Genomic DNA, 26,322 nt, shown 5'->3' with positions numbered 1-26,322 from the left:
TCAGCTCTGCGGGCCGCGCGGCCACAGCACCCACAGCCGCAGCGGCTGCTTCATGCGCCCGGCCTGCTGCTCGGCCTGCTCGCCCCAGCCCCAGAAGAAGTCGGCGCGCACGGCACCGACGATGGCGCTGCCCGTGTCCTGCGCCACCACCAGGCGCTGCAGCGCCTGCGCGCTCAGCGGCTCGGTGCTGGAGAGCCACACCGGCGTGCCGTAGGGGATGCTCTGCGGATCGACGGCGATGGAGCGCCCGGGCGTCAGCGCCACGCCCTGCGCGCCGCGCGGGCCCAGCTGCGGGTCCGGCAGCGGCTCCTCGCGGAAGAACACCACGCGCGGATTGCTCCACAGCAGCTCCTGCACGCGCTGCGGATTGGCGCGGGCCCAGGCCTTGATGCCGGGCCAGGAGGCCTGGTCGGCGCGCAGCGCGCCCTGCTCGATGAGCCAGCGCCCGACCGACTTGTAGGGCTGGTCGTTGTGACCGGCGAAGGCCAGGCGCACGGTGCGCTGGCGGCCGTCGGGCTCGGTGATGCGCAGCCGCCCCGAGCCCTGGATCTGCAGCACCAGCGCGTCCAGCGGGTCGGCCACGTAGGCGATCTCGCGCCCGCGCAGCCCCGCCGCCGCGGCGGGCAGGGTGTCGAGCTGCTGGCGCGTCCAGTAGGGCTTGCGCGCGCCCAGGTCCGCCGGCGGGCGGTGCAGCGGCACGGCGAAGGCGGCGCGCGGCACGCGGCTGGCCTCGATCAGCGGCTCGTAGTAGCCGGTGACCAGCCCCTCGGCGCCGCCCTCGGGGCTTTCCACGCGGTAGGGCTGCAGCCGGGCCTGCAGCCAGGCGCGCGCGGCGGCCTCGTCGGCCGGGGCGTTGAGCAGCACGTCGGCGCACAGGGCGGCCCAGCCCGCGCCCGGGCGCTCGCAGCTGCGGCTCAGCGCGCTCCAGGCCTCCAGCACGCGGTCGCCGTCCCAGCCCGGCAGCTCGGACCAGTCCACGGGGTGCCAGCGTGCGCGCGGGCGCTGCAGCGGCGCGCCGGGTGCGCCCGGCCCGGCGGCGTCGGGAGCGGTGGTGGTGGGGGAAGACGCGGGAGCGGGCGCGGGGGTGTGCAGCGGCACGCCGGCGCAGCCGGCCAGCAGCGCCGCCAGCGCCAGCGCCGCCGCGCCGCCGCGCCGGGAAGGGCGGGGAGCGAGGAGGGACGACATGGCCCCGATTGTGGCGGCGCGCGCCGCGCCTTCGCCAGCCGCGCCGCGCCGCGCCGCGCTCAGCGCAGCACGTCGCGCAGGTGCTCCAGCAAGGCACGGCTCTCGGGACGCAGGTACTGCAGCATCTCCGCGCGCTGCGTGCGGTAGGGGCCGCGCAGGCCGTGGTGCTCCACGAGCTCGCCCACCGGCGTGTAGTTCAGCCCGCAGCTGCCCAGCAGCCGCGACAGCCGCGGCTCCACCATCACGAAGCTCTGCTCGCTGCCGTGATTGAGGATCAGCGCCGTGGCGGCCAGGAACAGCCCCATGGCGATGAGCGGGTACTGGCGGTCGCTGATGTCCGACACCGGGGCGCCGCTGCCCACGGGCGTGTCGTGCTCGCCGCGCCGGCGCCGGAAGTCCTGGTGCACCGCCAGGCGCGACACCTCGCTGGCGCCGGCGCGGTGCGCCGGGTCCATGTAGTCCGGGTGCAGCCGCTCGCCGCAGGCGCGCTCGAAGGGAAAGCGCCAGCCCTCATGGCCCGGGTGCCGGATCAGCCGCACGCAGCCCGCGGTGCGGCCGCTGGCGCGGTGGCGCAGCAGCGCGAAGCTCGAATGCGCGTCGAACTCGTCCTGCTCCAGGCCCGAGGGCGTGACCGGCTCGTAGCCCAGCTCCTCGCAGTACACGGCGTGGCGCAGCCGCAGGACCTCGCGCCGGCTCGCCGCGTCCCGGGCCGGCAGCAGGTCGAAGTGCCGGGTGAAGCGGTCGATCAGGGTGTTGTTTTCCATGAAAGCCTGTTCCGGCGTAGGCGACTTGCCGGCATGTCGGTGGGCGGGCACGGAGCGCCGGGCACGAGACCTTGGCTAACCTGTGTCCATGGTCTTGATTCTCTTGGAAGCGCTGGGCGCGCTGGCGCTGCTCGTGTTCATCGTCTGGTGGACGATGTTCAGCGGCCGCCGCCGCGGCGAACGCCACGACGACGCCGAGGACTGAAGCGGCCGCGCCCGGCGGCTCCACGTCGCGACGCTTCAGCGCTCGGGCACCAGCAGGCTCAGCGGGCGGTGCCGGATGCGCCGGCGGATGGCCGCGGCCAGGTGCGCGCGCTCCTTGAGGTGCAGCCCGCGCGCGCGCAGCGCCAGCCGGAACGCCAGGTAGAAGCTCACGCCCACGTTGAGCAGCGCCGTGAGCACGATGCCCGCCACGCACCACCAGAAGGCCGGCTCGCCCACGATGCCCCAGCCCAGCGCGCCGGCCGCCGCGGCCAGCTGCCCGGTGGAGAGCGTGACGTGGCGCACGTCCAGCGGCAGCGCGAAGAAGCCCGCCAGCGCCGGCGTCAGCCCCAGCATCAGCCCCAGCGAGATGTTGGCCGCCAGCCCCGAGACGTTGGCGCGCGCCCACGCCGCCCAGCGCTGCGCGCGGGCCGCACCCAGCCGCGCCACGATGCGCGGGTTCCAGGCGATGGCGCTGTCCAGGCGGTTGAAGACGAACCAGTTCTCCACCCAGCCCGCGATCACCGAGCTGCCGAACAGCAGCACGCCGGTGAAGGCCGCGAACAGCGGCGTGGGGCCCAGCAGCGAGAGGCTGTGCAGCACGTAGGTGGCCTGCTTGGCGTCCACCAGCGGCGCGTCCATCACGCCCCAGGCCAGCGCCTGCACCGCCAGCACCACCGGCGCCACCAGCGTCAGGTTGCCCAGGATGCCCGCCGACTGCGAGCGGATCAGGTGCACCACCTCGTCGACGAAGCCCTCCTCGTCGCGGTGGCTGCCGCGCAACCGCGCCGCCATGGCCGGCGCGGTCATGGCCGGCTGCTTGGTGGCGACCGTCCAGTGCAGCAGCATGATCAGCACGAAGCTGGCGGCGTAGTTGAAGCCCGCCAGCAGGCCGCTCCAGAAGGCGGTCAGCCCCAGCGCCGTGATGGCGAACTTCAGGAAGGTGGTGCCCGCCATCACCAGGCCCCCGCCGGCGGCGCTGCGGTACATGGCGGCGTACTCGGCGCGGTCACGGGTGATGTAGTGCTCGCCGGTCTCGGCGCTGCGCTCGGTCATCTTGCGGGCGAGCTGGCCGTACTGCGCCGTCAGCAGCGAGCGCAGGCCCTCGCGCTCGTGCAGGCCCTGCACGAGCTGCAGCGTCAGCAGCTGCAGCTCGCGCGCGGGCCCGGGGCTGACCAGGCAGTCCAGCAGCCGCTCGATGCGCAGCGTGCGCTGGCGCAGCTGCTCGGTGTCGTAGACGATGTCCACCGAGACGCCGAACTCCTCCAGGTGCTCCTCGATGCTGTCGGCCGCGCGCCGGCAGGCGTCCAGCAGCGCGCGCAGGTAATGCGCCTCCTGCAGCAGCGCGGCGCGGTCGCCGGCAAGCTCGGCATCGCGCAGCCGTTCGCTGGCGCGCGTGAGCTGGCGGAAGGGCTCGTCGGCCAGCAGCGCCGGGCTCATGCGCCGGCGCAGGGGCGGCGACAGCCCCGCGCCGTGCACGGCGCTCACCAGCAGCGTGACGGCATCGGCCATGGTGTCGCGCCAGCGTGGGGCGGACAGCGGCGTGGCGTTGAGATCGCCCGCTGCCGCCTCCGCCGCCGCCGCCTCCACCTCGTCGCGCGGCGCCATGAGCGCGGCCAGGCGCTGCAGCGTGGCTTCGTCGATGGCCTCGATCCACTCGGCATCCTCGACCTCGAACAGCAGCGGGAACAGCTCGGCCAGGTCGGTGGTGTCGGGCGTGCTCGGCAGCACGCGCTCGCGCAGCCGGCGCAGCAGCTCGCCGGTCAGCGCCACGCGGTGCGGGAAGCCGAACTCGGCAAACAGCGCCGCGGCATCGACCTCGCCCCAGAAGCGCTGGATCAGCCCGTGCACCGCCTCGCGATGCTGCGGGTGCTGCTCCAGCACGTTGAGCAGGTGGCGCAGCCGCAGCAGCGCCGGCGGCGTGGCGCCGGCGCTGCCGCGGCGCGGGGGATCGTGGCGCAGCCACTCCAGCAGCCGGGTCAGCCACAGGTGACGCTCGGGGCGCGGTGCGCGCGGGTCGGCGGCATTGAGCAGCGCCGTCAGATCCCAGGCCGAGGTGGACTGGGCGCCTCCTCCGATGAACCTCATCAGGCCGAAGGGCGGCTCGGAACCGCGTGGCGCGCCGTCAATGCAGCGCGCCCGGGTGGGCCAGCATGAACTCGGGCACCTCGGCCTCGAAGGGCCGCGCCTCCTCGGTCATGCAGTAGAAGGTGCCGCGCATGGTGCCCTGCGGGGTGTCCAGGCGCGTCCAGCTCGTGTACTCGAAGGACTCGCCGGGCTTGAGCACCGGCTGATGCCCGACCACGGCCAGGCCGCGCACTTCCTCGACATGGCCGGTGGCATCGGTGATGAGCCAGCGGCGCGCCACGAGCTGGGCCGTGATGTCGCCGCTGTTGGTGATGGTGATGGTGTAGGCCCAGGCGTGCTGGCCCGCCTGGGACTGCTCCGGCAGAAACTGCACCTTGACGCTGCAGCTGAACTGGGGTTTGGCCATGAACCCATTCTAGGGACAGCCCCAGTGCCCCCTCGCGACGCTCAGGGCTTGGCCGATGCCGCAGCCGCGTCGACCGCTGTGGGCACGACGCTGCGTGTGGGCACCGCAAGCTCCGCGGCCGCCGCGGGCTGTGCCGGCGCCGCGGGAGCCATGGACCCCGCGGAGGCCGCTGGCGCCACGGCCACGGCGGCCGCAGCGGGCTTGCCCCGGTCGGCCGCGGCGGTGAAGGTGCCCGCGTCGTACTGCTCGTCGTTGTCGAACTCGCCCTCCCAGCGGTCGCCGTTGCTCCAGGTCAGCGTGCCGTGGCCCTGCTTGCGTCCGGCCTTGAAGGCGCCAACGTACACATCGCCGTTCTTCCAGGCGTAGCGGCCCTGGCCCTGGGGCAGCCCGGCCACGAAGCCGCCGCTGTAGACGTCGCCGCTGGCGTAGCGCATGCGGCCTTCGCCCTGCGGCTTGCCGGCCACCAGCGGGCCTTCGTAGACGTCGCCGCCGGCGAAGCGCAGCGTGCCCGTGCCGTGCGGACGCTGGTCCTGCCAGGCGCCCTCGTAGCGCTGGCCGTTGCGCCAGACATACTCGCCGCGCCCGGCGGGCACGCCGCGCGCGAACTGGCCGCTGTAGACGTCGCCGCTGGCGAAGACCATGCGTCCGCTGCCTTCGGGCAGGCCCTGGGTCAGCGTGCCCTCGTAGACGCTGCCGTCGGGGAGCTTCATGCGGCCGCGGCCATGAGGCAGGCCATGGGCCCATTCGCCTTCGTACTGCATGCCCTTGGCCGAGCTGAAGCGGCCCTGGCCATGGCGCAGGCCGCTCACCAGCGTGCCCTCGTAGACCTCGCCGTTGGCCCAGCGCACACGGCCTTGCCCGGACCACGGCCCTGGCTTGCCCGGCCCGGCATCGGGCTTGAATCGGCCACGCAGGTGCATGTCGCCGACCACCACGTCCACCATGTCGCCGGCGGCAAGGGCCGCGTTCGCCGGCTCGGCGGCGGCCTCGGCCTGGGGCGGCAGGGTGGCTGCGGCGCCTGCTCCGGGCGGTGCCGCGGTCGGTGCCGGGGAGGGCGTGGGCGCGGGCTGGGTGGCCGGCGCGGCGGGCAGGGCGGCGGGATCGACCGCGGCCGCCGGCAGCGTGTTCGGCGGTGTGCCGGCAGCCGCTGCGGCCGCCGCGGCCGGGGCCGCCATGGTCGGCACGGCGGGGCGGGCGTCGGCGCCCATCGCTTCGCGCTCGCGCGCCAGGGCATCGGCCTGCTCCCGGGCCAGCGTCTGCTCGGGGCCGCGGCACTGCGTGGCGGCCAGGCGCCACAGCGATTCCGCCTGCATCGCCTGCTGCCAGCGCTGCGTCGGCGTCAGGCCGGCCATGTCACCGCGCAGGCGGTCGGCCTGCGCCTGCGCGCGCTCCAGGCGCGGCATGCAGAACTCGATGTTGTGGCTGCTGCTGGCGGCCTGCGCGCGCTGGGTCAGCGCGAACTGCTGGCGCTCGCCGCGGCAGCGCTCCGTGGCCAGCTCCCACAGGCCTTCGCTCTTGCGGTAGAGGTGCGCCGCATCGGCCCAGCGCTGCTCGCCGGCGAGCTGTCCGGCCAGCTCATGCATCGCGGTGGCGTTCTGGTGGGCGGTCTCGCAGGCCTGGCCGGTGATCATGCGCTCCGCCATCGTGGCGGCGACCTTGCGGCTGTCTTCCGCGTTGCGCAGGGCGCGCTCGCGCGGACGGCCCTCGCAGCGCTCGGCCGCGGCCTGCCAGGCGCGCGCCGTGTCCTCGTGCAGCGCCGCCAGTTCCTGCAGCTCCGCGCCTTGCGCCTGCGCGGAGGCCGACTTCACGTCGCTTTCCATGGCCTGGTCGGTGAGCAGCCGGCAGTCGCCACCCGCCGCGCCCAGCGGTGCCGTCACGGCGGCCGACGCCTTCGCGGCGGCAGGCGCGGTAGGTCCCTCAGGCGCCGTGGGCGCTGCCGCGGCGCCCTGGGTCGCCGTCGTGGCCGGAGCCGCCGGTTGAGCCGGCTCGATGGAACGGATGGCCCCGTAGTCCTGGGTGATCTGCTGGACGGGCGCGGGCTGTGTGGCCTGGACCGATTGGATGGCCGGGGCCGTCGGCATGGGCTGGACGGTCTGCACGGGCTCGGCCGTGCGGGTGGACCAGGTCCAGGTGGTGATGGACGGGGTGGGCGCGACGCCGCGCACGGGCGGCGGCAGCGTGGCGGCCTCGTCGGCGGGGCCGGCCTGCGCAAGGCCGGCGGCCAGCATCGCGGCGCACAGGCCGGCGCGGCGCAGGCTTTGTCGGAAGGCGGGTGCTGCTTGGAGGTGGTTCGGTCGCCGGCCCGGCGCGGGCCCGGCCCGCCGGCCTTGGAGGTCCATGGATAACCTCGTGCCAAGGAAGGTCTTCATGTGCGCACCCCTTTCGAGACAGTGCTGCTGTCCCACGCCCGCGGCGCCCGACATTGGGAGGACGGGCCAGACGTCATTGACCTGCGTTCGCGCCGCCACTGCAAGCGGCATCAGCCCTGTGCCTTCCTCCATCTCGGGCATCGCCCTGGATGCGCCATGGGGAGCGCGGCGGCGGCATCCCGCGCGGCCGAGGGGGGCGAGGCGCGACCTAGAATTTCCGCCCGCTTTACCCCTTCCCGACGCCCGTCATGCCCACCTACCGCATCGCCCCTTCCATCCTCTCCGCCGACTTCGCACGCCTGGGCGATGAGGTGCGCAACGTGATCGCCGCCGGCGCCGACTGGATTCACTTCGACGTGATGGACAACCACTACGTGCCCAATCTCACCTTCGGGCCGATGGTGTGCCAGGCGCTGCGTCCGCACGCGGTCACGCCCGAGGGCAAGCCCGTGCCCATCGACGTGCACCTGATGGTGCAGCCCGTGGACGCGCTGGCCCAGGCCTTCGCCCGCTCCGGCGCGGACCTGGTGAGCTTCCACCCCGACGCCAGCGCCCACGTGGACCGCACGCTGCAGCTGATCAAGGCCGAGGGCTGTCAGGCCGGCCTGGTGTTCAACCCGGCCAGCCCCATCGACGTGCTGGAATGGGTCATCGACAAGGTGGACCTGGTGCTGGTGATGAGCGTGAACCCGGGCTTCGGCGGCCAGAGCTTCATCGACAGCGCGCTGCGCAAGGTGGAGAAGCTGCGCAAGATCATCGACGCCAGCGGGCGCGACATCCGGCTGGAAGTGGACGGCGGCATCAAGGTGGACAACATCCGCCGCGTTGCCGACGCCGGCGCCGACACCTTCGTGGCCGGCAGCGCCATCTTCGGCCAGCCCGACTACAAGGCCGTCATCGACGCCATGCGCGACAAGCTCGGCCGTTGAGTGGGCAACCGGGCCGGCCGTTCGTGCCGGCCCGGTTGCAAATCTTCGCTTGACGCGCCTCACGCGCCGCGGCGACACTTTGCGCTGCTCCGGGGTGCACGCTGTGTTGGCGTGCTGAGACGGTGAATCCGAACCCGCGAACTTGAACCGGTTAGTACCGGCGGAAGAAGAGCCCTCCTCCCTGCCTCCCGTGGCGCCTCTGTTCTCTCTGCAGCAGGCGCCGAATCCGGGACAAAGGGGCGACCTTCGGAGCACCCACAGCCACGAAGGACGCTCCGATGAACGCACCCCACGACCTGCCCGATCTGGCCCGACGCCTGGGCCTCACGCGCGAGCCGCTGCCCGCTTCCAGCAAGAGCTACCTCACCGGTTCGCGGCCGGACCTGCGCGTGCCGCAGCGCGACATCCGGCTCACCAACGGCGAGCTCGTCTCCGTCTACGACACTTCCGGCCCCTACACCGATCCCACGGCCGACATCGACGTGAAGCGCGGCCTGCCTTCCGTGCGCGGCGCCTGGATCGAGGAGCGCGGCGATACCGAGAGCTACGCCGGGCGCGAGCGCCAGGCCATCGACGACGGCGGCAAGGCCCGCGACGGCGAGCGCATCGAGGCGCTGCGCGCGCAGGCCGCGGCGCTGCAGCGCACGCCGCGCCGCGCCAGGGCCGGCGCCAACGTCACGCAGATGCACTACGCGCGCCGCGGCATCGTCACGCCCGAGATGGAATACGTGGCGCTGCGCGAGAACGGCCGGCGCGAGTGGATGGCCGAGTACCTGGCCGACGCCGGCCGCGAGCAGCGCCTGCGCGGCGACGCGCGCGGCGCGCGCATCCCCGAGATCATCACGCCCGAGTTCGTGCGCGACGAGGTGGCGCGCGGGCGCGCCATCATTCCGTGCAACATCAACCATCCCGAAGTCGAGCCGATGGCGATCGGGCGCAACTTCCGCGTCAAGATCAACGCCAACATCGGCAACTCGGCCGTGACCTCCAGCATCGAGGAGGAGGTCGAGAAGCTCGTGTGGGCCATCCGCTGGGGCGCGGACAACGTGATGGACCTCTCCACCGGGCGCGACATCCACACCACGCGCGACTGGATCCTGCGCAACTCGCCCGTGCCCATCGGCACGGTGCCGATCTACCAGGCGCTGGAGAAGGTCGGCGGCATCGCCGAGGACCTGACCTGGGAGATATTCCGCGACACGCTCGTCGAGCAGGCCGAGCAGGGCGTGGACTACTTCACCATCCACGCCGGCGTGCGCCTGCCCTTCGTGCCGCTGACCGCCAACCGGCGCACGGGCATCGTCTCGCGCGGCGGCTCGATCATGGCCAAGTGGTGCATCGCGCACCACCGCGAGAGCTTCCTCTACGAGCACTTCGAGGAGATCTGCGAAATCATGAAGGCCTACGACGTGGCCTTCTCGCTGGGCGACGGGCTGCGCCCGGGCTGCGCCTCGGACGCCAACGACGAGGCCCAGTTCGCCGAGCTGCGCACGCTGGGCGAGCTCACGCAGATCGCGTGGAAGCACGACGTGCAGACCATGATCGAAGGCCCCGGCCATGTGCCCATGCACATGATCCAGGCCAACATGGACGAGCAGTTGAAGCACTGCCACGAGGCGCCGTTCTACACGCTGGGCCCGCTGACGATTGACATCGCACCCGGCTACGACCACATCGCCTCGGCCATCGGCGCCGCCATGATCGGCTGGATGGGCACGGCGATGCTGTGCTACGTCACGCCCAAGGAACATCTGGGCCTGCCCGACCGCGACGACGTCAAGCAGGGGATCATCGCCTACAAGATCGCCGCGCACGCCGCCGACGTGGCCAAGGGCCATCCGGGCGCGCGCGCCCGCGACGACGCGCTCTCCAAGGCCCGCTTCGAGTTCCGCTGGACCGACCAGTTCAACCTCGGCCTGGACCCGGAGACCGCGCGCGACTTCCACGACGAGACGCTGCCCAAGGACTCCTCCAAGGTCGCCCACTTCTGCAGCATGTGCGGGCCGAAGTTCTGCTCGATGAAGATCACGCAGGAGGTGCGCGACTACGCGGCGCAGCAGGCGGCGGACGCGGGCATGGCGCAGAAGTCGGCCGAGTTCAAGGCCGCCGGCGGCGAGCTCTACATCCCCATCAGCAAGGGCTGACGGCCATGGCGGCGCTTTCCATCGGCATCGCCGGGGCGGGGCTGCTGGGGCGGCTGCTGGCGTGGCGGCTGTCGCGCGCCGGCCATCGCGTCACGGTGTTCGACCCGGCGCCGGGCCCGGCGCCCGGCTTCGACGGCACGGGCGCGGCCGGCTTCACGGCCGCGGGCATGCTCAGCCCGCTGGCCGAGCTGGACAACGCCACGCCGGCGCTGGCCGCCCAGGGCTGGCGCGCCATCGGCCTGTGGCAGGCCATCACGCAGGCGCTGGACGCGCCGTCGCTGCTGCGCCGCCGCGGCAGCCTGATGCTGGCGCACCGCAGCGACCTCGGCGCGGCGCAGCGCGTGCTGGCGCGGCTGGAGACGGCCCCCGCCGGTTTTCCGACGCCGCAGCCGCTGGCCGGTGCCGAGTTGGCCGAGCTGGAGCCGGCGCTGCAGGCCGGCCATGCCTGGCTGCTGCCCGACGAGGGTCAGGTGGACACCGTCGCCACGCTGGAGGCGCTGCACAGGCAGGCGCGCGGCGTGGCGTGGCGCTGGGGCCGGCGCGTGGCCGAGGTCTCACCCGGGCGTCTCGCCTGCAACGACGGCGAGGTGCTGGCCTTCGATCTCGCCATCGACGTGCGTGGCGCGGGCGCGCGGCCGGCGCTGCCGGTGCGCGGCGTGCGCGGCGAAACGGTGTGGCTGCGCCTGGAACAGCACGGGCTCACTCGCCCGGTGCGGCTGCTGCACCCGCGCCATCGCGTCTACCTGGTACCGCGCTCGGCGGACCTGTTGATCCTGGGCGCCAGCGAGGTGGAGAGCGAGGACCGCTCGCCCGTGTCGCTCAAGAGCGCCGTGGAGCTGATGAGCGCCGCGCACAGCGTGATGCCGGCGCTGGCGGAGGCGCGCATCGAGCGGCTGGACCGCAACCTGCGCCCGGCGCTGCCCGACAACGAGCCGCGCATCGAGGCCGGCGACGGCCTGCTGCGCCTCAACGGGCTGTTCCGCCACGGCTGGCTGCTGGCGCCGGCGCTGGTGGAGGACGCGCTGGCGCCCCTGGCGCTGCCCACCCTGGAGGCCGTGGCATGAGCGAGGCGCTTGAAACCATCGAGATCCAGCTCGACGGCGAGCCCTGCCGGGTCGCGCCCTGCACCCTGGCCGAGCTGGTGCAGCGCCTGGGCCATGCGGCCGAGGGCGTGGGCACCGCGCTCAACGGCCGCTTCGTGCCGCGCATGCACCGCGACCGCCCCTTGCAGCCGGGCGACGCCGTGCTGCTGTTCAAACCCATCGTCGGCGGCTGAGGCCGGCCGATCCAGGAGCCGTCATGACGCTTCACGACGCCACATTGCCCGCTCACGACGATCCGCTGCGCATTGGCGATGTCGCGCTGCAGAGCCGCTTCTTCCTCGGCAGCGCCGGCTATCCCTCGCCGCAGGTGCTGCACGACGCGCTGCGCGCCGCGCGCACGCAAGTGGTGACAGTGGGCCTCAAGCGCACGCTGCACGCCGCGGGCGACAACGGCTTCATCGCGCTGCTGCAGGACGCCCTGCGGGCCAACGGCGCGCGGCTGCTGCCCAACACCGCGGGCTGCCGCAGCGCGCGCGAGGCGGTGCAGCTCTCGCACATGGCGCGCGAGCTCTACGGCACGCCGTGGATCAAGCTGGAGGTCACGGGCGACGAGCACACGCTGCAGCCCGATCCTTTTGAATTGCTGTCGGCCGCGACCGAGCTGGTCAGGGAGGGCTTCACCGTCTTCCCCTACTGCACCGACGACCTGGTGCTGTGCCGCCGCCTGCTCGATGCCGGCTGCGCGGTGCTGATGCCCTGGGGCTCGCCCATCGGCTCGGGGCAGGGCTTGTTGAACCCCTTCGCGCTGCGCACCTTGCGCGAGCGGCTGCCCGACGCGGTGCTGATCGTCGATGCCGGCATCGGCGCGCCCTCGCACGCGGCGCAGGCGCTGGAACTGGGCTTCGACGCGGTGCTGCTCAATTCCGCCGTGGCGCAGGCGCGCGACCCGGTGCGCATGGCCGGTGCCTTCCGCGACGCGGTGCAGGCCGGGCGCGCGGCCTGGCGCGCCGGCGTGATGGCCCGGCAGGACTTCGCCGTGCCCAGCACGCCCGTGGGCGGCGAGCCGGTGCTGCTGGGATGAGCGCCGCCATGGACAGCAAGCGCCCCGTCGTCTGGAGCATCGCCGGCACCGACAGCGGCGGCGGCGCCGGCCTGAGCGCCGACCAGCGCATGGCCGACGCATTCAACGTGCACCTGTGCCCGGTGGTGGCGGCCGTGACGGCGCAGAGCTCGGTGGCGGTGACACGTATCGAGCCGCTGGCGCCAGAGCTGATCGAGGCCCAGCTGCTGGCGCTGGAGCACGACATGCCGCCGCGCGCCGTCAAGACCGGCCTGCTCGGCGGCATGGCGCAAATCGAAACGGTGGCGCGCTGGGTGGACCGGCTGCGCGCGCGCGGCCCCGTGGCGCTGGTGGTGGACCCGGTGCTGGGCGCCAGCACCGGCGCGGGCTTCGCCGACGCGGCCACATTGCAGGCCTACCGCGAGCTGCTGCTGCCGCGCGCCACCGTCATCACGCCGAACCGGCGCGAGGCCGTGGCGCTGCTGGGCGAGGGCAACGCGGCCAGCGCCGCCGCGGCGCCGGCGCTGGCGCGCGCGCTGCAGCAGCGCCTGGGCGCGCGCGGCGTGTGCCTCACGGGCGGCGACAGCGCGCAGGACGGCACGCTGGCGCTGGACTGGATCGACACGCCGCAGGCGCAGGGCTGGCTGGCCCTGCCGCGCCAGGCCACGCCGCACACGCATGGCACGGGCTGCAGCTTCGCTACCGCGCTGGCGGGTGCGCTGGCGCTGGGCTTCGTGCCGGCCGACGCCGCGGTGCTGGCCAAGATGGCCACGGCGCAGGCGCTGCGCCAGGGGCACGCGGCCGGGCAGGGCGCCGGGCCGGTGCGCGCGGCCCCCGGCTTTGGGCTGGAGCCGTCACTGCTGCCGCGCATGAGCTGGGGCGAGGTGCCGGACTTCGGCCCCGATGCGCCGCGCGCGGCGACGCCCCGGCCGCTGGACCTCTACGCCATCGTGGACAGCGCCGCGCGCGTGCAGCAGGCGCTGGCGGCCGGCGTGGGCACGCTGCAGTTGCGCATCAAGACCCCGGCGCAGCCCGATGCCGCCTGGCACGAGCGGCTGGCGCAGGAAATCCGTGCCGGCGTGGCGGCGTGTCGCGCGGTGGGGGCCGAGCTGTTCATCAACGACCACTGGCGCCTGGCGCGGGAGCTGGGCGCCGAGGCCGTGCACCTGGGCCAGGAAGACCTGATGGCCTTGGGCGAGGAGGGCCGCCGCGCGCTGCGCGAGAGCGGTCTGAGCCTGGGCATCAGCACGCACAGCCTGTGGGAGCTGTGCCGCGCCGCGACGCTGGCGCCGCGCTACCTGGCCTGCGGGCCGGTGTGGCCGACGCTGACCAAGGCCATGCCCTGGCGCCCCCAGGGGCTGGACAACCTGGCGTGGTGGTGCGCGATGGCGCCGGCACCGGTGGTGGCCATCGGCGGGATGCTGGAGGCCGCGCAGTTCCAGCAGGCCGCGCGCTGCGGCGCCGACGGGCTGTGCGCCGTGCGCGTGCTGGGCGACGATCCCGGGCGCACCGTGCCCGCCTTGCAGCAGGCGCTGCGGCAAGGGCGCGCGGCGCCCGCGCTGGCGGCGCCGGCGTTGCCGCACCCGAGCCTGGCTTTCGACGGCTGAGCGTGCGCCGGGGCGCCGGCCCCGGCTTCCGGCGGCCGGGCCCGGGACTCCCCTGGGCACAGGGCTTGCCGGATAAGGGCTCCAAAGCTGGTGTTGCGATGAGCCTCAACAACCCCCCCTCTCCCGACCCCGAGCTGCCGGTGACCTTGCCGGTGGTGCGGGAAGAACTGCATGTGGACACGCGGACCGAGGAGGTCGGCGCCATACGCGTGCGGGTGCTGACCGAGGAGCACAGCGAAACGCTGGAGCAGTCCCTGGAGCAGGAGAGCGTGGTCGTCGAGCGCGTGCCCGTCGGGGTCACGGTGGCGCAGACGCGCGAGCCGTGGACCGAGGGCGAAGTGCTGGTGGTGCCGGTCTATGAAGAGGTGATCGAGCGCCGTCTGGTGCTCAAGGAGGAGATCCGCCTGCATCGGCAGCGCTTCACCACCTCGCACACCGAACAGGTGCCGCTGCGGCGGCAACGTGCGGTGGTGGAGAGGCGCCAGGCCGACGGTTCCTGGACCGAGGTCGACAACGGCTGAAGGCTGGTCGCAACCCTGCTGCAAACCGCTCGCGGGCGCGGCCCGCTTCAAAGCTAGGAGTCCTGAAATGAGACAGACCGTCGTTGGCGTATTCGATTCGGATGCCGAGGCCCAGCGCGCAGCGCAGGCCCTGTCCAGCACCGGGATCGATCCGGCCTGCGTGCATGTCACGCATGGCGATGACACCACCCTGGGCAGCAGCGCGGCCACGACCACGACCACCACGCACGAGACCGGCGTGATGGGTCGCGTGCGCAACTTCTTCGCCGACCTGTTCGGGCCGGACGACGAGCGCGAGGTCGGCCACTATGCCGAGGCCGTGCGCCGTGGCGCGGCGGTGGTGAAGGTGGACGTGGAGGACGAGACGCGCCTGGACCAGGTGCGCGACGCGCTGCAGAACGCCGGCGCGGTGGACATCGACGAGCGTGTCGAGTCCTGGCGCGCGCAGGGCTGGAGCGATGAGGACCTGGGCGGCACCAGCACCGCGGCGGCGGCCACCAACGCCACGCTGGAGCGCGACCAGACCACGCTGGGCGAGAACTCGGCCGGCATCACGGGCACGACGGGCAGCACCGCCGGCCTGCGCGCCACGGGCACCACCGAGGACGTGATCCCGGTCGTGCGCGAGGACATCCAGATCGGCAAGCGCGCGGTGAGCACCGGCGGCGTGCGCGTGTACTCGCGCACCGTCGAAACGCCCGTGAGCGAGACGGTGCAGCTGCGCGAGGAGCATGCCCAGGTCGAGCGCCGTCCGGTGGACCGCCCAGCCACCGCTGCCGACTTGGCCGACCTGAAGGACCGCACCATCGAGGTGGTCGAGACCGCCGAGCAGGCCGTGGTGCAGAAGACCGCGCGCGTGGTGGAAGAGGTGCGCGTGGGCAAGACGGTGGAGCAGCGCACCGAGCAAGTCACCGACACGGTGCGCAGCACCGAGGTCGAGGTCGAGCACATCCCCGGCACGGGCACGGTGGGTGCCTTCGACAGCGATTACTACCGCAACGACTTCAACACCCGCTTCGCCGCCGAGGGCGGGCGCTACGAGGACTACGAGCCGGCCTACCGCTATGGCCACTCGCTGCGCAGCGACCCGCGCTACGCCGACCGCAGCTGGGACGAGTTCGAAGCCGATGCGCGGCGCGACTACGAGACCCGCTACCCCGGCGGCACCTGGGAGCGCATGAAGGCCGCCGTGCGCCGCGGCTGGGAGCGCACCAAGGACGCCGTGACGCCGGACTCGATGCAGTACGGCTCGGCCTACGACGACGACTACTACCGCCGCGACTGGCAGACCAACTACGGCACGCTGGGCGGCCGCTACGAGGACTACGAGCCGGCCTACCGCTACGGCCACACGCTGCGCAGCGATGCGCGCTACACCGGCCGCGACTGGGATGCCATCGAGCCCGACGTGCGCCGCGACTGGGAGACCCGCTATCCCGGCAGCACCTGGGAGCGCATGAAGGGCGCCGTGCGCCGCGGCTGGGACCGCATGACCTCGTGATGAGGCGCCCGCCGGCCGCGTGAAGGCCGGCTTCGCCTCTTCCAAGCCCGGCCCTCGTGCCGGGCTTTGCGTTTGCGGGCCCAAAAGCCCGCGCGTGCCGGGCCTTGGGGAGCAGCCGCTACATTGCGGGCCCCGACCTGCTGCTGTGGACTTGCCGTGAACCCTCTTCGTATGGACGCCGCGATCATCGACCTCGACGGGACGATGGTGGACACGCTGGGCGACTTCGTCGTCGCGCTCAACGCCATGCTGGCGGACCTGTCGCTGCCGGCGGTGGAGCGCCACTTCGTGGAGCAGACCATCGGCAAGGGCTCGGAGCACCTGATCCGCCGCACGCTGGCGCATGCGGGCGCGGCGCCGGAGCGCTTCGACGCCGCCTTTGCGCGCTACCAGTACCATTACCTGGCCATCAACGGCCGCCATGCCGAGCTCTATCCGGGCGTGGAGGAGGGCTTGCGGCAACTGCGGGCCGCGGGGCTGAAGTTGGCCTGCCTGACTAACAAGCCCGGCGCCTTTGCGCGGCCGCTGCTGGCGGCCAAGGGCATCGACCATTTCTTCTCGTTCGTGTTCGGCGGCGATGCCTTCGCGGCGAAAAAGCCCGACCCGCTGCCGCTGCTCAAGACCTGCGAGGCGCTGGGCACGCCGCCCGGGCGCACGCTGATGGTGGGCGACTCCAGCAACGACGCCGAGGCCGCGCATGCCGCGGGCTGCCCGCTGGTGCTGGTGAGCTACGGCTACAACCACGGCCAGCCGGTGCACGGCCTGCGCGCCGAAGCGCATGTGGACCGTCTGGACCAGCTGGACCTGGCGGCGCTGCGGCGGCGCCCCTGAGTGGGGGCGGCGTTTGAAACGTCCGACATCGGGACTCGGGCTTGCGTCTTGGGCCTGCTAGACTGGAACGCATCATGTTTTTGGCGCGCAAACTGACGAAGGGGTCTGTCGACCGGGGAGCTTGGCCCTGGCGACGCTGGCCTGCCTGACGTTTTGGTTTGCGCCCGGCCGTCGTGACGACGCGCCTGCGGCGCCTGCCCCAGCCGGCCGCCCCTGAGCGGCCCTGAACCACCGACCTTTCGGGTTGCCCGCCGTGGCGCCCGCCGGGCCTGGAGGGCCCGCACCGTGATCACTGAACTCGAATTCAAGAGCCTGGCCGCCGAGGGTTTCAACCGCATCGCGCTCATTGCCGAAGCCTTCGCGGACCTGGAAACGCCGCTGTCGCTGTACCTGAAGCTCGCCGGCGGACGGCCGCACAGCTTCCTGCTGGAGTCCGTTGTCGGCGGCGAGCGCTTCGGCCGCTATTCCTTCATCGGCCTGCCCGCGCGCACGCTGCTGCGCGCCACCGGGCAGCGCACCGAGATCGTCACCGAGGGCCAGGTGGTGGAGACCCACGAGGGCAACCCGCTGGACTTCATCGCCGCCTACCAGCAGCGCTTCAAGCCGGCGCTGCGTCCGGGGCTGCCGCGCTTCTGCGGCGGGCTGGCCGGCTACTTCGGCTACGACGCCGTGCGCTTCATGGAGTCCAAGCTTGCGAAGACGCACAAGAGCGGCGGCATCGGCACGCCCGACATCCTGCTGCTGCAGACCGAAGAGATCGCCGTCATCGACAACCTCTCGGGCCGGCTGTACCTGATCGTCTGGGCCGACCCGGCGCAGCCCGAGGCCTACTTCCGTGCCAAGAAGCGGCTCACCGAGCTGACCGACAAGCTGCGCTACAGCGTCAGCGCCCCGTCGGTGAAGCGCGGGCAGTCCCACGAGGTGGAGCGCGAGTTCGCCAAGGCCGACTTCGAGGCCGCGGTGCTGCGCTGCAAGGAGTACATCGCCGCGGGCGACTGCATGCAGGTGGTGCTGGGGCAGCGCCTGAAGAAGCGCTACACCGAGAGCCCGCTGAGCCTGTACCGCGCGCTGCGCTCGCTCAACCCTTCGCCCTACATGTATTTCTACGACCTGGGCGATTTCCAGATCGTGGGTTCCTCGCCCGAGATCCTGGTGCGGCACGAGCATGTGGCTGAAGGCGAGAAGGTCACGATCCGCCCGCTGGCCGGCACGCGCCCGCGCGGCACCACGCCGGAGAAGGACCAGGCCAACGAGAAGGAGCTGCTGGCCGACCCGAAGGAGCGCGCCGAGCACCTGATGCTCATCGACCTGGCGCGCAACGACATCGGCCGCATTGCCCAGACCGGCAGCGTCAAGGTGACGGAAGCCTTCGCCGTGGAGCGCTACTCGCACGTGATGCACATCGTCTCCAACGTGGAGGGGCTGCTGAAGCCGGGTACCAACAACCTCGATGTGCTGCGCGCCACCTTCCCGGCGGGCACGCTCTCGGGCGCGCCCAAGATCCGGGCCATGGAGATCATCGACGAGCTGGAACCGGTGCAGCGCGGCATCTATGGTGGTGCCTGCGGCTACCTGAGCTTCGCCGGCGACATGGACGTGGCCATCGCCATCCGCACCGGCATCGTCAAGGACCAGGTGCTGTACGTGGCCGCGGCCGCCGGCGTGGTGGCGGACTCGGTGCCCGAGCTGGAATGGAAGGAAACCGAGGCGAAGGCGCGGGCCGTGCTGCGCGCCGCTGAACTCGTTGAAGAAGGCTTCTGAAGGAGACCGCCATGCTGCTGATGATCGACAACTACGACTCCTTCACCTTCAATCTGGTGCAGTACTTCGGCGAGCTGGGCGAGGAGGTGCGGGTGTTCCGCAACGACGAGATCACGCTCGAAGGCATTGCCGAGCTCAAGCCGGATCAGCTGGTGCTGTCGCCGGGGCCGTGCTCGCCGGCCGAGGCGGGCATCTGTGTCCCCGCCATCCGGCATTTCGTTGGAAAACTGCCGATCCTGGGCGTGTGCCTGGGGCACCAGAGCATCGGCGCGGCGCTGGGCGGCAACATTATCCGGGCCAAGGTGCAGATGCACGGCAAGGTGAGCACCATCCACACCGACCAGAGCGGCGTGTACGCCGGGCTGCCCAGGGACTTCGACGTGGTGCGCTACCACTCGCTGGCCATCGAGCGCGAAACCATGCCGGGGGAGCTGATCGTCACGTCCCAGACGGATGACGGCGAGATCATGGGCGTGCGCCACCGCGAGCTGGCCGGCACGCGCACGCCGCTGGAAGGGGTGCAGTTCCATCCGGAGTCGATCCTGTCCGAGCACGGCCACGCCATGCTGCGCAACTTCATCGAGATGAGCCGGGTGACGGCATGAGTACGGTGAGCTACGGCAGTGCCGGGGCCGCGGACGCCGCGGTGTCCGGGCTCGACGTGGTGGACCTGCGCAGCGACACCGTGACGCGGCCCACCGCCGCGATGCGCGCCGCCATGGCCGCCGCGCCGGTGGGCGACGACGTGTTCGGCGACGACCCCACGGTCAATGCGCTGCAAGCCCGGGTGGCGGCGTTGCTGGGCCACGAAGACGGGCTGTTCATGGCCAGCGGCACGCAGAGCAACCTGTGCGCGCTGCTGTCGCACTGCGGGCGCGGCGACGAGTACCTCGCCGGCAACCTGGCGCACTGCTACCGCTACGAGGGCGGCGGCGGGGCGGTGCTGGGCGGCATCCAGCCGCAGCCGCTGCCGCAGCAGGGCGACGGCACGCTGCGGCTGGAAGACATCGAGGCCGCCATCAAGCCCGATGACGAACATTTCGCGCGCACGCGGCTGCTGTGCCTGGAGAACACCTGGAACGGCAACGTGCTGCCCGCCGGCTACGTGGAGGCCGCCACCGCGCTGGCGCGCCGCCGCGGCCTGGCGACGCACCTGGACGGCGCGCGGCTGTTCAACGCCGCGGTGGCCTCGGGCGTGGCGCCGGGCGAGATCGCGCGCCACTTCGACTCCGTTTCCGTCTGCTTCAGCAAGGGCCTGGGCGCGCCGGTGGGCTCGATGCTGTGCGGTTCGCGCGAGCTGATCACCCGCGCTCGGCGCCTGCGCAAGATGGTCGGCGGCGGCATGCGCCAGGTCGGCGTGCTGGCGGCGGCGGTGGAGCACGCGCTTACGCACCACGTGCCGCGCCTGGCCGACGACCACGCCCTGGCGGCGCGGCTGGCCCAGGGCCTGGAAGGCCTGCCCGGGCTGAGCGTGAAGCCGCCGCAGACCAACATCGTGTTCGTGGACGTGGCAGGCGGCCGTGGCGAGGCGCTGCTGGCGCACCTGCGTGCGCGCGGCGTGCTGGCCACGGGACTGATCGGCCTGCGCTTCGTCACGCACCTGGACGTGGATGCCGCGGGCATCGAGCGCGCCATTGCCGCCGTGCGCGAGTTCTGCGCGCACAACACCTGACAACGACTGCCTGGAGGCCTGCCATGCCCATCACCAACACCGAGGCGCTGACCCGCGTCATCGAGCACCGCGAGATCTTCCACGACGAGATGCTGGCGCTGATGCGCCGCATCATGAGCGGCGAAATGAGCCCGCCGATGATGGCGGCGCTGCTCATCGGGCTGCGTGTCAAGAAGGAAACCATCGGCGAGATCACCGCCGCGGCGCAGGTGATGCGCGAGTTCTCGACCAAGGTCGCGGTGGCGGACCGCGAGCACCTGGTGGACATCGTGGGCACCGGCGGCGACGGCGCCCACACCTTCAACATCTCCACCTGCTCGATGTTCGTGGCCGCCGCGGCCGGCGCGCGCGTGAGCAAGCATGGCGGGCGCAGTGTCTCCAGCAAGAGTGGCAGCGCCGACGTGCTGGAAGCGCTGGGCGTGCGGCTGGACCTCGCGCCGGCGGAGATCTCGCGCTGCATCGAGCGCACGGGCATCGGCTTCATGTTCGCCCCGAACCACCACCCGGCCATGAAGAACGTGGCGTCGGTGCGCAAGGAGCTGGGCGTGCGCACGATCTTCAACATCCTGGGTCCGCTGACCAACCCGGCCGACGCGCCCAACATCCTCATGGGCGTGTTCCATCCGGACCTGGTCGGCATCCAGGTGCGCGCGCTGCAGCGCCTGGGGGCGAAGCACGCCATGGTGGTCTACGGCCGCGACGGCATGGATGAGGTGTCGCTGGGCGCGGCCACGATGGTGGGCGAGTACCGCGATGGCGGCATCGAGGAGTACGAGATCCATCCGGAGGACTTCGGCCTGGCCATGGCCAGCAACCGCGCGCTGCGCGTGGAGACGCCGCAGCAGTCGCTGGAGATGCTGCGCGGCGTGCTGGACAACCAGAGCGGGCCGGCGCGCGACATCGTGCTGCTCAATGCCGGCGTGGCGCTGTACGCGGCGGACGTGTCGGCCTCGATTGCCGAGGGCATCGAGCGCGCGCGCGAGGTGCTGGCCAACGGCGCGGCCAAGGCCAAGATGGAGGCCTTCGTGGCTGCCACGCAGCAGGGCGGGAGCGCGGCATGAGCGACATCCTGAACAAGATCGTTGCCGTCAAGCACGAGGAAATCGCCGCGGCCCGAGCGCAGCGCCCGCTGGAAGCGGTGCGCCGCGAGGCTGAAGCCTTGGGTGGCCAGCGCGACTTCGTCGGTGCGCTGCGCGCCAAGGTGGCGGCGGGGCAAGCGGCGGTGATCGCCGAGGTCAAGAAGGCCAGTCCGAGCAAGGGCGTGCTGCGCGAGAACTTCGTGCCGGCCGAGATCGCCGCCAGCTACGAGCGCCATGGCGCGGCCTGCCTGAGCGTGCTCACCGACGAGCGCTTCTTCCAGGGCCGTGCCGAGTACCTGCGCCAGGCGCGCGCCGCCTGCGCGCTGCCGGTGCTGCGCAAGGACTTCATGGTCGATGCCTACCAGGTGTTCGAGGCGCGGGCGATGGGTGCGGACTGCATCCTGCTCATTGCCGCCTGCCTGGACGATGCGCAGATGGCCGACCTGGAGGCGCAGGCTAATGCGCTGGGCATGGCGGTGCTGGTGGAGGTGCACGACGGCGCGGAGCTGGATCGGGCGCTGCGGCTGAAGACGCCGCTGGTGGGCATCAACAACCGCAACCTGCGCACCTTCGAGGTCAGCCTGGACACGACGCTGGGGCTGCTGCCGCGCGTGCCCCAGGATCGTCTGCTGGTGACGGAGTCCGGCATCCTGGCGCCGCAGGACGTGCGGCGCATGCGCGACGCCAACGTGCACGCCTTCCTGGTCGGCGAGGCCTTCATGCGCGCCCAAGACCCGGGCGCGGCGCTGCGGGCGCTGTTCGGCTGAGGAGTTCTTCCCGGCAGCCGATGCGGCGCCGGGGGGATGCCAGCAGCCTGGCGGTGGTGCGGGGCGGCAGGCCCTAGGCTTGCGCCATGGACAACCAACAACTCAATCGGCTGCAGCCGCCGCTGGAAGCGCAGTTGCATGGCATCGATCCCGGCTGGCAGCATGTCGTGGACGGCTGGCTGGACTCGCTTACCGGCCAGACACTGGTGAGCTTCGTGGATCAGCGGCTGGCGGCGGGGGCGACCGTCTTCCCGGCGCGGCCGCTGCGGGCACTGGAGTTGACGCCGCTGTCGAACACGAAGGTCGTGCTGCTGGGGCAGGACCCGTACCACGGGGCCGGGCAGGCCGAAGGGCTGGCTTTCTCCGTGCCGGAAGGCGTGACCCCGCCGCCGAGCCTGCGCAACGTCTTCAAGGAGATGCAGCGCGACCTGGGGCTGAAAGCACCGCGTCATGGTCACCTGGTGGCTTGGGCGCAGCGCGGCGTGCTGCTGCTCAACACCACGCTGACGGTGGAGGAGGGCAAGCCCGCCAGCCATGCCAAGCGCGGTTGGGAAGCGCTGACGGACGCGCTGATTGAGGCTGCGGCAGCGGAGCCTCAGCCCAAGGTCTTCATGCTCTGGGGTGCCCATGCGCAGGCCAAGCGGCCGCTGATCGAGGCGGCGGGCGGGCAGCACCTCGTGCTGGTCAGCAACCATCCCTCGCCGCTGGCGGCCACCAAGCCGCCAATTCCGTTCATCGGCTGCGGGCACTTCGGGCAGGCCAGCGTCTTCCTGGCCGAGCGCGGGCGGCCGATCGACTGGCAGCTGTGAGAAACAGGCCGTGCAGAGTCCGTAGAAATTTTTCTCAAAAGACTTTGCATCCTCCCAAAAGCAGTGTTATAGTCTTGGTCTTGCCTCGGAGGGGTGCCCGAGTGGCTAAAGGGGGCAGACTGTAAATCTGTTGGCTTACGCCTACGCTGGTTCGAATCCAGCCTCCTCCACCAAGGCAAACAATTTCGGTTGTGCTGCGTGTCGCTGACGCAGTGCTGCCAGGTCGGGCAAAACCACTGCTGCAGCCGATGGCTGAGATTGCGGTGGGGCTGCTGGTCCGGCTCCCAGAGCGGGAGTAGTTCAATGGTAGAACCCCAGCCTTCCAAGCTGATGACGCGGGTTCGATTCCCGTCTCCCGCTCCAGCGATCACGCTTCGGCAGTGGTGTGGGCTCTGTGCAAGAGTCTAGACCTGTGCCGATGCCCATGTGGCTCAGTGGTAGAGCACTCCCTTGGTAAGGGAGAGGTCACGCGTTCGATCCGCGTCATGGGCACCACCTAACAGTGACACTTGTTTGATCGCCAGGAGAGCTGAGCATGGCAAAGGGTAAGTTCGAGCGGACCAAGCCGCACGTCAACGTGGGCACGATCGGCCACGTGGACCATGGCAAGACCACGCTGACGGCGGCGATCACGACCATCCTGTCGTCCAAGTTCGGCGGCGAGGCCAAGGCCTACGACCAGATCGATGCGGCTCCGGAAGAAAAGGCCCGCGGCATCACCATCAACACCGCCCACGTCGAGTACGAGACGGCCAACCGCCACTACGCGCACGTGGACTGCCCCGGCCACGCCGACTACGTGAAGAACATGATCACGGGCGCGGCGCAGATGGACGGCGCCATCCTGGTGTGCTCGGCCGCTGACGGCCCGATGCCCCAGACGCGCGAGCACATCCTGCTGGCCCGTCAGGTGGGCGTGCCCTACATCATCGTCTTCCTCAACAAGTGCGACATGGTCGACGACGCCGAGCTGCTCGAGCTCGTCGAGATGGAAGTGCGCGAGCTGCTGAGCAAGTACGACTTCCCCGGCGACGACACCCCGATCGTCAAGGGCTCGGCCAAGCTGGCCCTGGAAGGCGACAAGGGCGAGCTCGGTGAGCAGGCCATCATGAAGCTGGCCGAGGCGCTGGACAGCTACATCCCCACGCCCGAGCGCGCCGTGGATGGCACGTTCCTGATGCCCGTGGAAGACGTGTTCTCGATCTCCGGCCGCGGCACCGTGGTCACGGGTCGCGTGGAGCGCGGCGTGATCAAGGTCGGCGAGGAAATCGAGATCGTCGGTATCCGCGCCACGCAAAAGACCACCTGCACCGGCGTGGAAATGTTCCGCAAGCTGCTGGACCAGGGCCAGGCCGGCGACAACGTGGGCATCCTGCTGCGCGGCACCAAGCGCGAGGACGTCGAGCGCGGCCAGGTGCTGTGCAAGCCGGGCTCGATCAAGCCGCACACGCACTTCACCGCCGAGGTGTACGTGCTGTCCAAGGATGAAGGCGGCCGTCACACGCCGTTCTTCAACAACTACCGCCCGCAGTTCTACTTCCGTACCACGGACGTGACCGGCGCGGTGGAGCTGCCCGCGGACAAGGAAATGGTGATGCCCGGTGACAACGTCGCCATCACCGTCAAGCTGATCGCCCCGATCGCCATGGAAGAGGGCCTGCGCTTCGCCATCCGCGAAGGTGGCCGCACCGTCGGCGCCGGCGTCGTGGCTAAGATCATCGAGTAAGCGGTTCGGCTTCAAGCTGAACCAAAGGAAGGCCGCAGGGGTATAGCTCAATTGGCAGAGCGTCGGTCTCCAAAACCGAAGGTTGGGGGTTCGATTCCCTCTGCCCCTGCCAAGCTCCGGTGCTGAACCCAGTCCGGAACGAGCGGCCAAACAGCAGCCCGCACGGGAATCAGATGCCCGGCGGGCTTTGCTGCTGATGGGTGCTTCAGGCGCCCGGCGAAATAAATCCGATGACTCCCAACCCCCAAGTCGAAACCGTTGCTTCCGGCGCGGACCGGGCCAAGCTCGCTGGCGCGCTGGTCTTGGTTGTCGCTGCGGTGGCTGCTTTCTACCTGCTGGGCGCGCAGTCGCTGTGGGTGCGCGTGGCGGCACTGCTGGTGCTGCTGGCTGCCGCCGTGGCCACCTTCTTCACCGCCGAGGCGGGCAAGCGGCTCATCGCTTTTGGCCGCGATGCCGTGCGTGAGGTGAAGAAGGTCGTGTGGCCCACGCGCAAGGAAGCGATGCAAATGACGGGCTACGTCTTTGCCTTCGTGCTCGTGATGGCGTTGTTCCTGTGGCTCACTGACAAGACGCTGGAGTGGGTCCTGTACGACCTGGTCCTGGGTTGGAAGTAAAGGAAGTCTGGCAATGAGCGAACAAGTCACCGGCCAGGAAGGCGCTGCTGCTGCGCCTGCCACGCCCCCGCTGCGCTGGTACGTCGTGCATGCCTACTCGGGCATGGAAAAGGCGGTGGAGCGCAACCTGCGCGAGCGCATCGACCGTGCCGGCATGCAGCACAAGTTCGGCCGCATCCTGGTGCCGACCGAAGAGGTGGTGGAGCTCAAGAACGGCAAGAAGGCCGTCACCGAGCGCCGTTTCTTCCCCGGCTACGTGCTGGTGGAGATGCTCATGGATGATGAATCCTGGCACCTCGTCAAGCACACCAGCAAGGTCACGGGTTTCGTCGGCGGGGCCAAGAACCGCCCGGCGCCGATCTCCGAGGCCGAGGTCATGAAGATCGTCAACCAGATGCAGGAAGGCATCGAGAAGCCCCGGCCCAAGGTCGAGTGGCAGGTGGGCGAGATGGTGCGGGTCAAGGAAGGCCCGTTCACCGACTTCAACGGCGCGGTCGAGGAAGTCAACTACGAGAAGTCCAAGGTGCGCGTGTCGGTCACTATCTTCGGTCGCGCCACCCCGGTGGAACTGGACTTCTCGCAGGTCGAGAAGGTTTAACCAGGCTGGCTGCGCGGTGGCGTCCCTGGACGGGGCGCAATGGCGCAGCGGGCCCCTGGCGCATGGCTTCTGATGTGTGTCAGGCTGGCAAGCTTCAAGCTTGCCCGTGACAGCTGGCAACGACAGGCCGGCATGAGGAGCGGTGGGTACTCAATCCCGCCGCGTTCGACTCGACAACCCAGGCTTGGCCGCCCGGGTTGCACTGGAGAAAGACATGGCCAAGAAGATTGTCGGCTTCATCAAGCTGCAAATCCCGGCGGGCAAGGCCAACCCTTCGCCGCCGGTGGGTCCTGCGCTGGGTCAGCGCGGTCTCAACATCATGGAGTTCTGCAAGGCGTTCAACGCGCAGACCCAGGGCATGGAACCCGGCCTGATGCTGCCGGTGGTGATCACGGCTTTCGCTGACAAGTCGTTCACCTTCATCATCAAGACGCCGCCGGCCACCGTGCTGATCAAGAAGGCGATCAAGCTGGAGAAGGGCTCGGGCCGTCCGCACCTGGAGAAGGTCGGCAAGCTGACCCGTGCGCAGATCGAAGAGATCGCCAAGACCAAGATGAAGGACCTCACGGCGGCCGACCTGGACGCCGCGGTCAAGACCATCGCCGGCTCGGCCCGCTCGATGGGCGTGCTGGTGGAAGGAGTCTGAA

24 protein-coding genes and 4 tRNA genes are annotated in these 26,322 nt (G+C 71.1%); 23 read left to right on the top strand and 5 right to left on the bottom strand.

Features of this window, described 5'->3' with window-relative positions; translation table 11 throughout:
* The 5 genes from mltA to HHL10_RS02015 form a co-directional block, all read right to left on the bottom strand.
* Complete coding sequence (mltA, locus tag HHL10_RS02035; RefSeq protein ID WP_169158654.1) at positions 1-1,185, bottom strand: murein transglycosylase A; 1,185 nt, start codon at positions 1,183-1,185, stop codon at positions 1-3.
* A 59-nt stretch (positions 1,186-1,244) separates the two neighbouring features.
* On the bottom strand, positions 1,245-1,949 hold the full coding sequence (locus HHL10_RS02030) for a PEP-CTERM/exosortase system-associated acyltransferase (protein ID WP_169158653.1): 705 nt from the start codon (positions 1,947-1,949) through the stop codon (positions 1,245-1,247).
* 240 nt (positions 1,950-2,189) lie between these two features.
* The gene (tlpB, locus tag HHL10_RS02025) at positions 2,190-4,238 is read right to left on the bottom strand and encodes a transporter-like protein TlpB (protein ID WP_169158652.1); all 2,049 of its coding nucleotides are present in this window, start codon (positions 4,236-4,238) and stop codon (positions 2,190-2,192) included.
* Between the two features lie 37 nt (positions 4,239-4,275).
* Positions 4,276-4,644, bottom strand: coding sequence for a Co2+/Mg2+ efflux facilitator ApaG/CorD (gene apaG / locus HHL10_RS02020; RefSeq protein WP_169158651.1), 369 nt, complete (start codon positions 4,642-4,644; stop codon positions 4,276-4,278).
* A 41-nt stretch (positions 4,645-4,685) separates the two neighbouring features.
* Positions 4,686-6,983: an MORN repeat-containing protein gene (locus HHL10_RS02015; RefSeq protein WP_169158650.1), complete on the bottom strand. Its 2,298-nt coding sequence runs from the start codon at positions 6,981-6,983 to the stop codon at positions 4,686-4,688.
* A 278-nt stretch (positions 6,984-7,261) separates the two neighbouring features.
* Here HHL10_RS02015 and rpe point away from each other — a divergent pair, with 278 nt between their 5' ends.
* The 23 genes from rpe (at position 7,262) to rplK (ending at position 26,321) form a co-directional block, all read left to right on the top strand.
* Complete coding sequence (gene rpe / locus HHL10_RS02010; RefSeq protein WP_169158649.1) at positions 7,262-7,942, top strand: ribulose-phosphate 3-epimerase; 681 nt, start codon at positions 7,262-7,264, stop codon at positions 7,940-7,942.
* 278 nt (positions 7,943-8,220) lie between these two features.
* A complete protein-coding gene (gene thiC, locus HHL10_RS02005; RefSeq protein ID WP_169158648.1) occupies positions 8,221-10,086 on the top strand; it encodes a phosphomethylpyrimidine synthase ThiC in 1,866 nt (621 codons plus the stop codon).
* Between the two features lie 5 nt (positions 10,087-10,091).
* Entirely contained in the window at positions 10,092-11,150 is a 1,059-nt protein-coding gene (locus HHL10_RS02000; protein ID WP_169158647.1) for an FAD-dependent oxidoreductase, read from the top strand.
* On the top strand, positions 11,147-11,362 hold the full coding sequence (gene thiS / locus HHL10_RS01995; RefSeq protein WP_169158646.1) for a sulfur carrier protein ThiS: 216 nt from the start codon (positions 11,147-11,149) through the stop codon (positions 11,360-11,362). Before HHL10_RS02000 ends, thiS begins: the two co-directional genes overlap by 4 nt.
* 23 nt (positions 11,363-11,385) lie before the next feature.
* Positions 11,386-12,210, top strand: a complete 825-nt coding sequence (locus tag HHL10_RS01990; RefSeq protein ID WP_169158645.1) for a thiazole synthase — start codon at positions 11,386-11,388, stop codon at positions 12,208-12,210.
* An 8-nt stretch (positions 12,211-12,218) separates the two neighbouring features.
* The gene (locus HHL10_RS01985; RefSeq protein ID WP_169158644.1) at positions 12,219-13,796 is read left to right on the top strand and encodes a bifunctional hydroxymethylpyrimidine kinase/phosphomethylpyrimidine kinase; all 1,578 of its coding nucleotides are present in this window, start codon (positions 12,219-12,221) and stop codon (positions 13,794-13,796) included.
* Between the two features lie 98 nt (positions 13,797-13,894).
* On the top strand, positions 13,895-14,317 hold the full coding sequence (locus HHL10_RS01980; protein ID WP_169158643.1) for a DUF2382 domain-containing protein: 423 nt from the start codon (positions 13,895-13,897) through the stop codon (positions 14,315-14,317).
* 67 nt (positions 14,318-14,384) lie between these two features.
* Positions 14,385-15,818: a YsnF/AvaK domain-containing protein gene (locus tag HHL10_RS30365; protein ID WP_235970973.1), complete on the top strand. Its 1,434-nt coding sequence runs from the start codon at positions 14,385-14,387 to the stop codon at positions 15,816-15,818.
* Positions 15,819-15,989: 171 nt separating this feature from the next.
* On the top strand, positions 15,990-16,649 hold the full coding sequence (gene gph, locus HHL10_RS01970; RefSeq protein ID WP_169158874.1) for a phosphoglycolate phosphatase: 660 nt from the start codon (positions 15,990-15,992) through the stop codon (positions 16,647-16,649).
* A 285-nt stretch (positions 16,650-16,934) separates the two neighbouring features.
* Positions 16,935-18,410 (top strand): anthranilate synthase component I, encoded by a 1,476-nt coding sequence (gene trpE, locus HHL10_RS01965; protein ID WP_169158642.1) that lies wholly within the window; start codon positions 16,935-16,937, stop codon positions 18,408-18,410.
* An 11-nt stretch (positions 18,411-18,421) separates the two neighbouring features.
* On the top strand, positions 18,422-19,015 hold the full coding sequence (locus HHL10_RS01960; protein WP_169158641.1) for an anthranilate synthase component II: 594 nt from the start codon (positions 18,422-18,424) through the stop codon (positions 19,013-19,015).
* The gene (gene ltaE, locus HHL10_RS01955) at positions 19,012-20,082 is read left to right on the top strand and encodes a low-specificity L-threonine aldolase (RefSeq protein ID WP_169158640.1); all 1,071 of its coding nucleotides are present in this window, start codon (positions 19,012-19,014) and stop codon (positions 20,080-20,082) included. The genes HHL10_RS01960 and ltaE overlap by 4 nt, the downstream gene beginning before the upstream one ends.
* Before the next feature lie 23 nt (positions 20,083-20,105).
* Positions 20,106-21,143, top strand: a complete 1,038-nt coding sequence (trpD, locus tag HHL10_RS01950; protein ID WP_169158639.1) for an anthranilate phosphoribosyltransferase — start codon at positions 20,106-20,108, stop codon at positions 21,141-21,143.
* Positions 21,140-21,928: an indole-3-glycerol phosphate synthase TrpC gene (gene trpC, locus HHL10_RS01945; protein ID WP_169158638.1), complete on the top strand. Its 789-nt coding sequence runs from the start codon at positions 21,140-21,142 to the stop codon at positions 21,926-21,928. The genes trpD and trpC overlap by 4 nt, the downstream gene beginning before the upstream one ends.
* 86 nt (positions 21,929-22,014) lie before the next feature.
* The gene (locus tag HHL10_RS01940) at positions 22,015-22,737 is read left to right on the top strand and encodes a uracil-DNA glycosylase (RefSeq protein WP_169158637.1); all 723 of its coding nucleotides are present in this window, start codon (positions 22,015-22,017) and stop codon (positions 22,735-22,737) included.
* A gap of 87 nt (positions 22,738-22,824) precedes the next feature.
* Positions 22,825-22,910, top strand: a tRNA-Tyr gene (locus tag HHL10_RS01935).
* A 116-nt stretch (positions 22,911-23,026) separates the two neighbouring features.
* Positions 23,027-23,100: transfer RNA gene (locus HHL10_RS01930), tRNA-Gly, on the top strand.
* A 57-nt stretch (positions 23,101-23,157) separates the two neighbouring features.
* Positions 23,158-23,232, top strand: a tRNA-Thr gene (locus tag HHL10_RS01925).
* 40 nt (positions 23,233-23,272) lie between these two features.
* Entirely contained in the window at positions 23,273-24,463 is a 1,191-nt protein-coding gene (gene tuf, locus HHL10_RS01920) for an elongation factor Tu (protein WP_169158625.1), read from the top strand.
* Between the two features lie 36 nt (positions 24,464-24,499).
* Positions 24,500-24,575 (top strand) — tRNA-Trp (locus HHL10_RS01915).
* A gap of 118 nt (positions 24,576-24,693) precedes the next feature.
* Entirely contained in the window at positions 24,694-25,077 is a 384-nt protein-coding gene (gene secE, locus HHL10_RS01910; RefSeq protein WP_169158636.1) for a preprotein translocase subunit SecE, read from the top strand.
* A 13-nt stretch (positions 25,078-25,090) separates the two neighbouring features.
* Positions 25,091-25,675 carry a transcription termination/antitermination protein NusG gene (gene nusG, locus HHL10_RS01905; RefSeq protein ID WP_205832861.1) on the top strand — a complete coding sequence of 195 codons (585 nt, stop codon included), beginning with the start codon at positions 25,091-25,093 and terminating at the stop codon, positions 25,673-25,675.
* Between the two features lie 214 nt (positions 25,676-25,889).
* Positions 25,890-26,321, top strand: coding sequence for a 50S ribosomal protein L11 (gene rplK / locus HHL10_RS01900; protein ID WP_169158635.1), 432 nt, complete (start codon positions 25,890-25,892; stop codon positions 26,319-26,321).
* Position 26,322: the final 1 nt, after the last annotated feature.

Origin of the sequence: Azohydromonas caseinilytica (assembly GCF_012927045.1) — a bacterium.
GTDB classification, from domain to species: Bacteria; Pseudomonadota; Gammaproteobacteria; order Burkholderiales; family Burkholderiaceae_C; genus Azohydromonas; species Azohydromonas caseinilytica.
The sequence above is the reverse complement of the archived record's forward strand: the minus strand, read 5'-3'. Positions and strand labels throughout refer to the sequence as shown.

Bases quoted from the DNA above. Each gene is read 5' to 3' on its own strand.
- gph (WP_169158874.1), top strand. From the start codon at position 15,990: ATGGACGCCGCGATCATCGACCTCGACGGGACGATGGTGGACACGCTG.
- HHL10_RS01980 (WP_169158643.1), top strand. From the start codon at position 13,895: ATGAGCCTCAACAACCCCCCCTCTCCCGACCCCGAGCTGCCGGTGACC.
- HHL10_RS02015 (WP_169158650.1), bottom strand. From the start codon at position 6,983: ATGGACCTCCAAGGCCGGCGGGCCGGGCCCGCGCCGGGCCGGCGACCG.
- HHL10_RS01990 (WP_169158645.1), top strand. From the start codon at position 11,386: ATGACGCTTCACGACGCCACATTGCCCGCTCACGACGATCCGCTGCGC.
- nusG (WP_205832861.1), top strand. From the start codon at position 25,091: ATGAGCGAACAAGTCACCGGCCAGGAAGGCGCTGCTGCTGCGCCTGCC.
- apaG (WP_169158651.1), bottom strand. From the start codon at position 4,644: ATGGCCAAACCCCAGTTCAGCTGCAGCGTCAAGGTGCAGTTTCTGCCG.
- trpD (WP_169158639.1), top strand. From the start codon at position 20,106: ATGCCCATCACCAACACCGAGGCGCTGACCCGCGTCATCGAGCACCGC.
- tlpB (WP_169158652.1), bottom strand. From the start codon at position 4,238: ATGAGGTTCATCGGAGGAGGCGCCCAGTCCACCTCGGCCTGGGATCTG.
- HHL10_RS01940 (WP_169158637.1), top strand. From the start codon at position 22,015: ATGGACAACCAACAACTCAATCGGCTGCAGCCGCCGCTGGAAGCGCAG.
- tuf (WP_169158625.1), top strand. From the start codon at position 23,273: ATGGCAAAGGGTAAGTTCGAGCGGACCAAGCCGCACGTCAACGTGGGC.
- ltaE (WP_169158640.1), top strand. From the start codon at position 19,012: ATGAGTACGGTGAGCTACGGCAGTGCCGGGGCCGCGGACGCCGCGGTG.
- trpC (WP_169158638.1), top strand. From the start codon at position 21,140: ATGAGCGACATCCTGAACAAGATCGTTGCCGTCAAGCACGAGGAAATC.
- HHL10_RS01960 (WP_169158641.1), top strand. From the start codon at position 18,422: ATGCTGCTGATGATCGACAACTACGACTCCTTCACCTTCAATCTGGTG.
- thiS (WP_169158646.1), top strand. From the start codon at position 11,147: ATGAGCGAGGCGCTTGAAACCATCGAGATCCAGCTCGACGGCGAGCCC.
- rpe (WP_169158649.1), top strand. From the start codon at position 7,262: ATGCCCACCTACCGCATCGCCCCTTCCATCCTCTCCGCCGACTTCGCA.
- HHL10_RS30365 (WP_235970973.1), top strand. From the start codon at position 14,385: ATGAGACAGACCGTCGTTGGCGTATTCGATTCGGATGCCGAGGCCCAG.
- secE (WP_169158636.1), top strand. From the start codon at position 24,694: ATGACTCCCAACCCCCAAGTCGAAACCGTTGCTTCCGGCGCGGACCGG.
- HHL10_RS02000 (WP_169158647.1), top strand. From the start codon at position 10,092: ATGGCGGCGCTTTCCATCGGCATCGCCGGGGCGGGGCTGCTGGGGCGG.
- mltA (WP_169158654.1), bottom strand. From the start codon at position 1,185: ATGTCGTCCCTCCTCGCTCCCCGCCCTTCCCGGCGCGGCGGCGCGGCG.
- HHL10_RS02030 (WP_169158653.1), bottom strand. From the start codon at position 1,949: ATGGAAAACAACACCCTGATCGACCGCTTCACCCGGCACTTCGACCTG.
- rplK (WP_169158635.1), top strand. From the start codon at position 25,890: ATGGCCAAGAAGATTGTCGGCTTCATCAAGCTGCAAATCCCGGCGGGC.
- HHL10_RS01985 (WP_169158644.1), top strand. From the start codon at position 12,219: ATGGACAGCAAGCGCCCCGTCGTCTGGAGCATCGCCGGCACCGACAGC.
- thiC (WP_169158648.1), top strand. From the start codon at position 8,221: ATGAACGCACCCCACGACCTGCCCGATCTGGCCCGACGCCTGGGCCTC.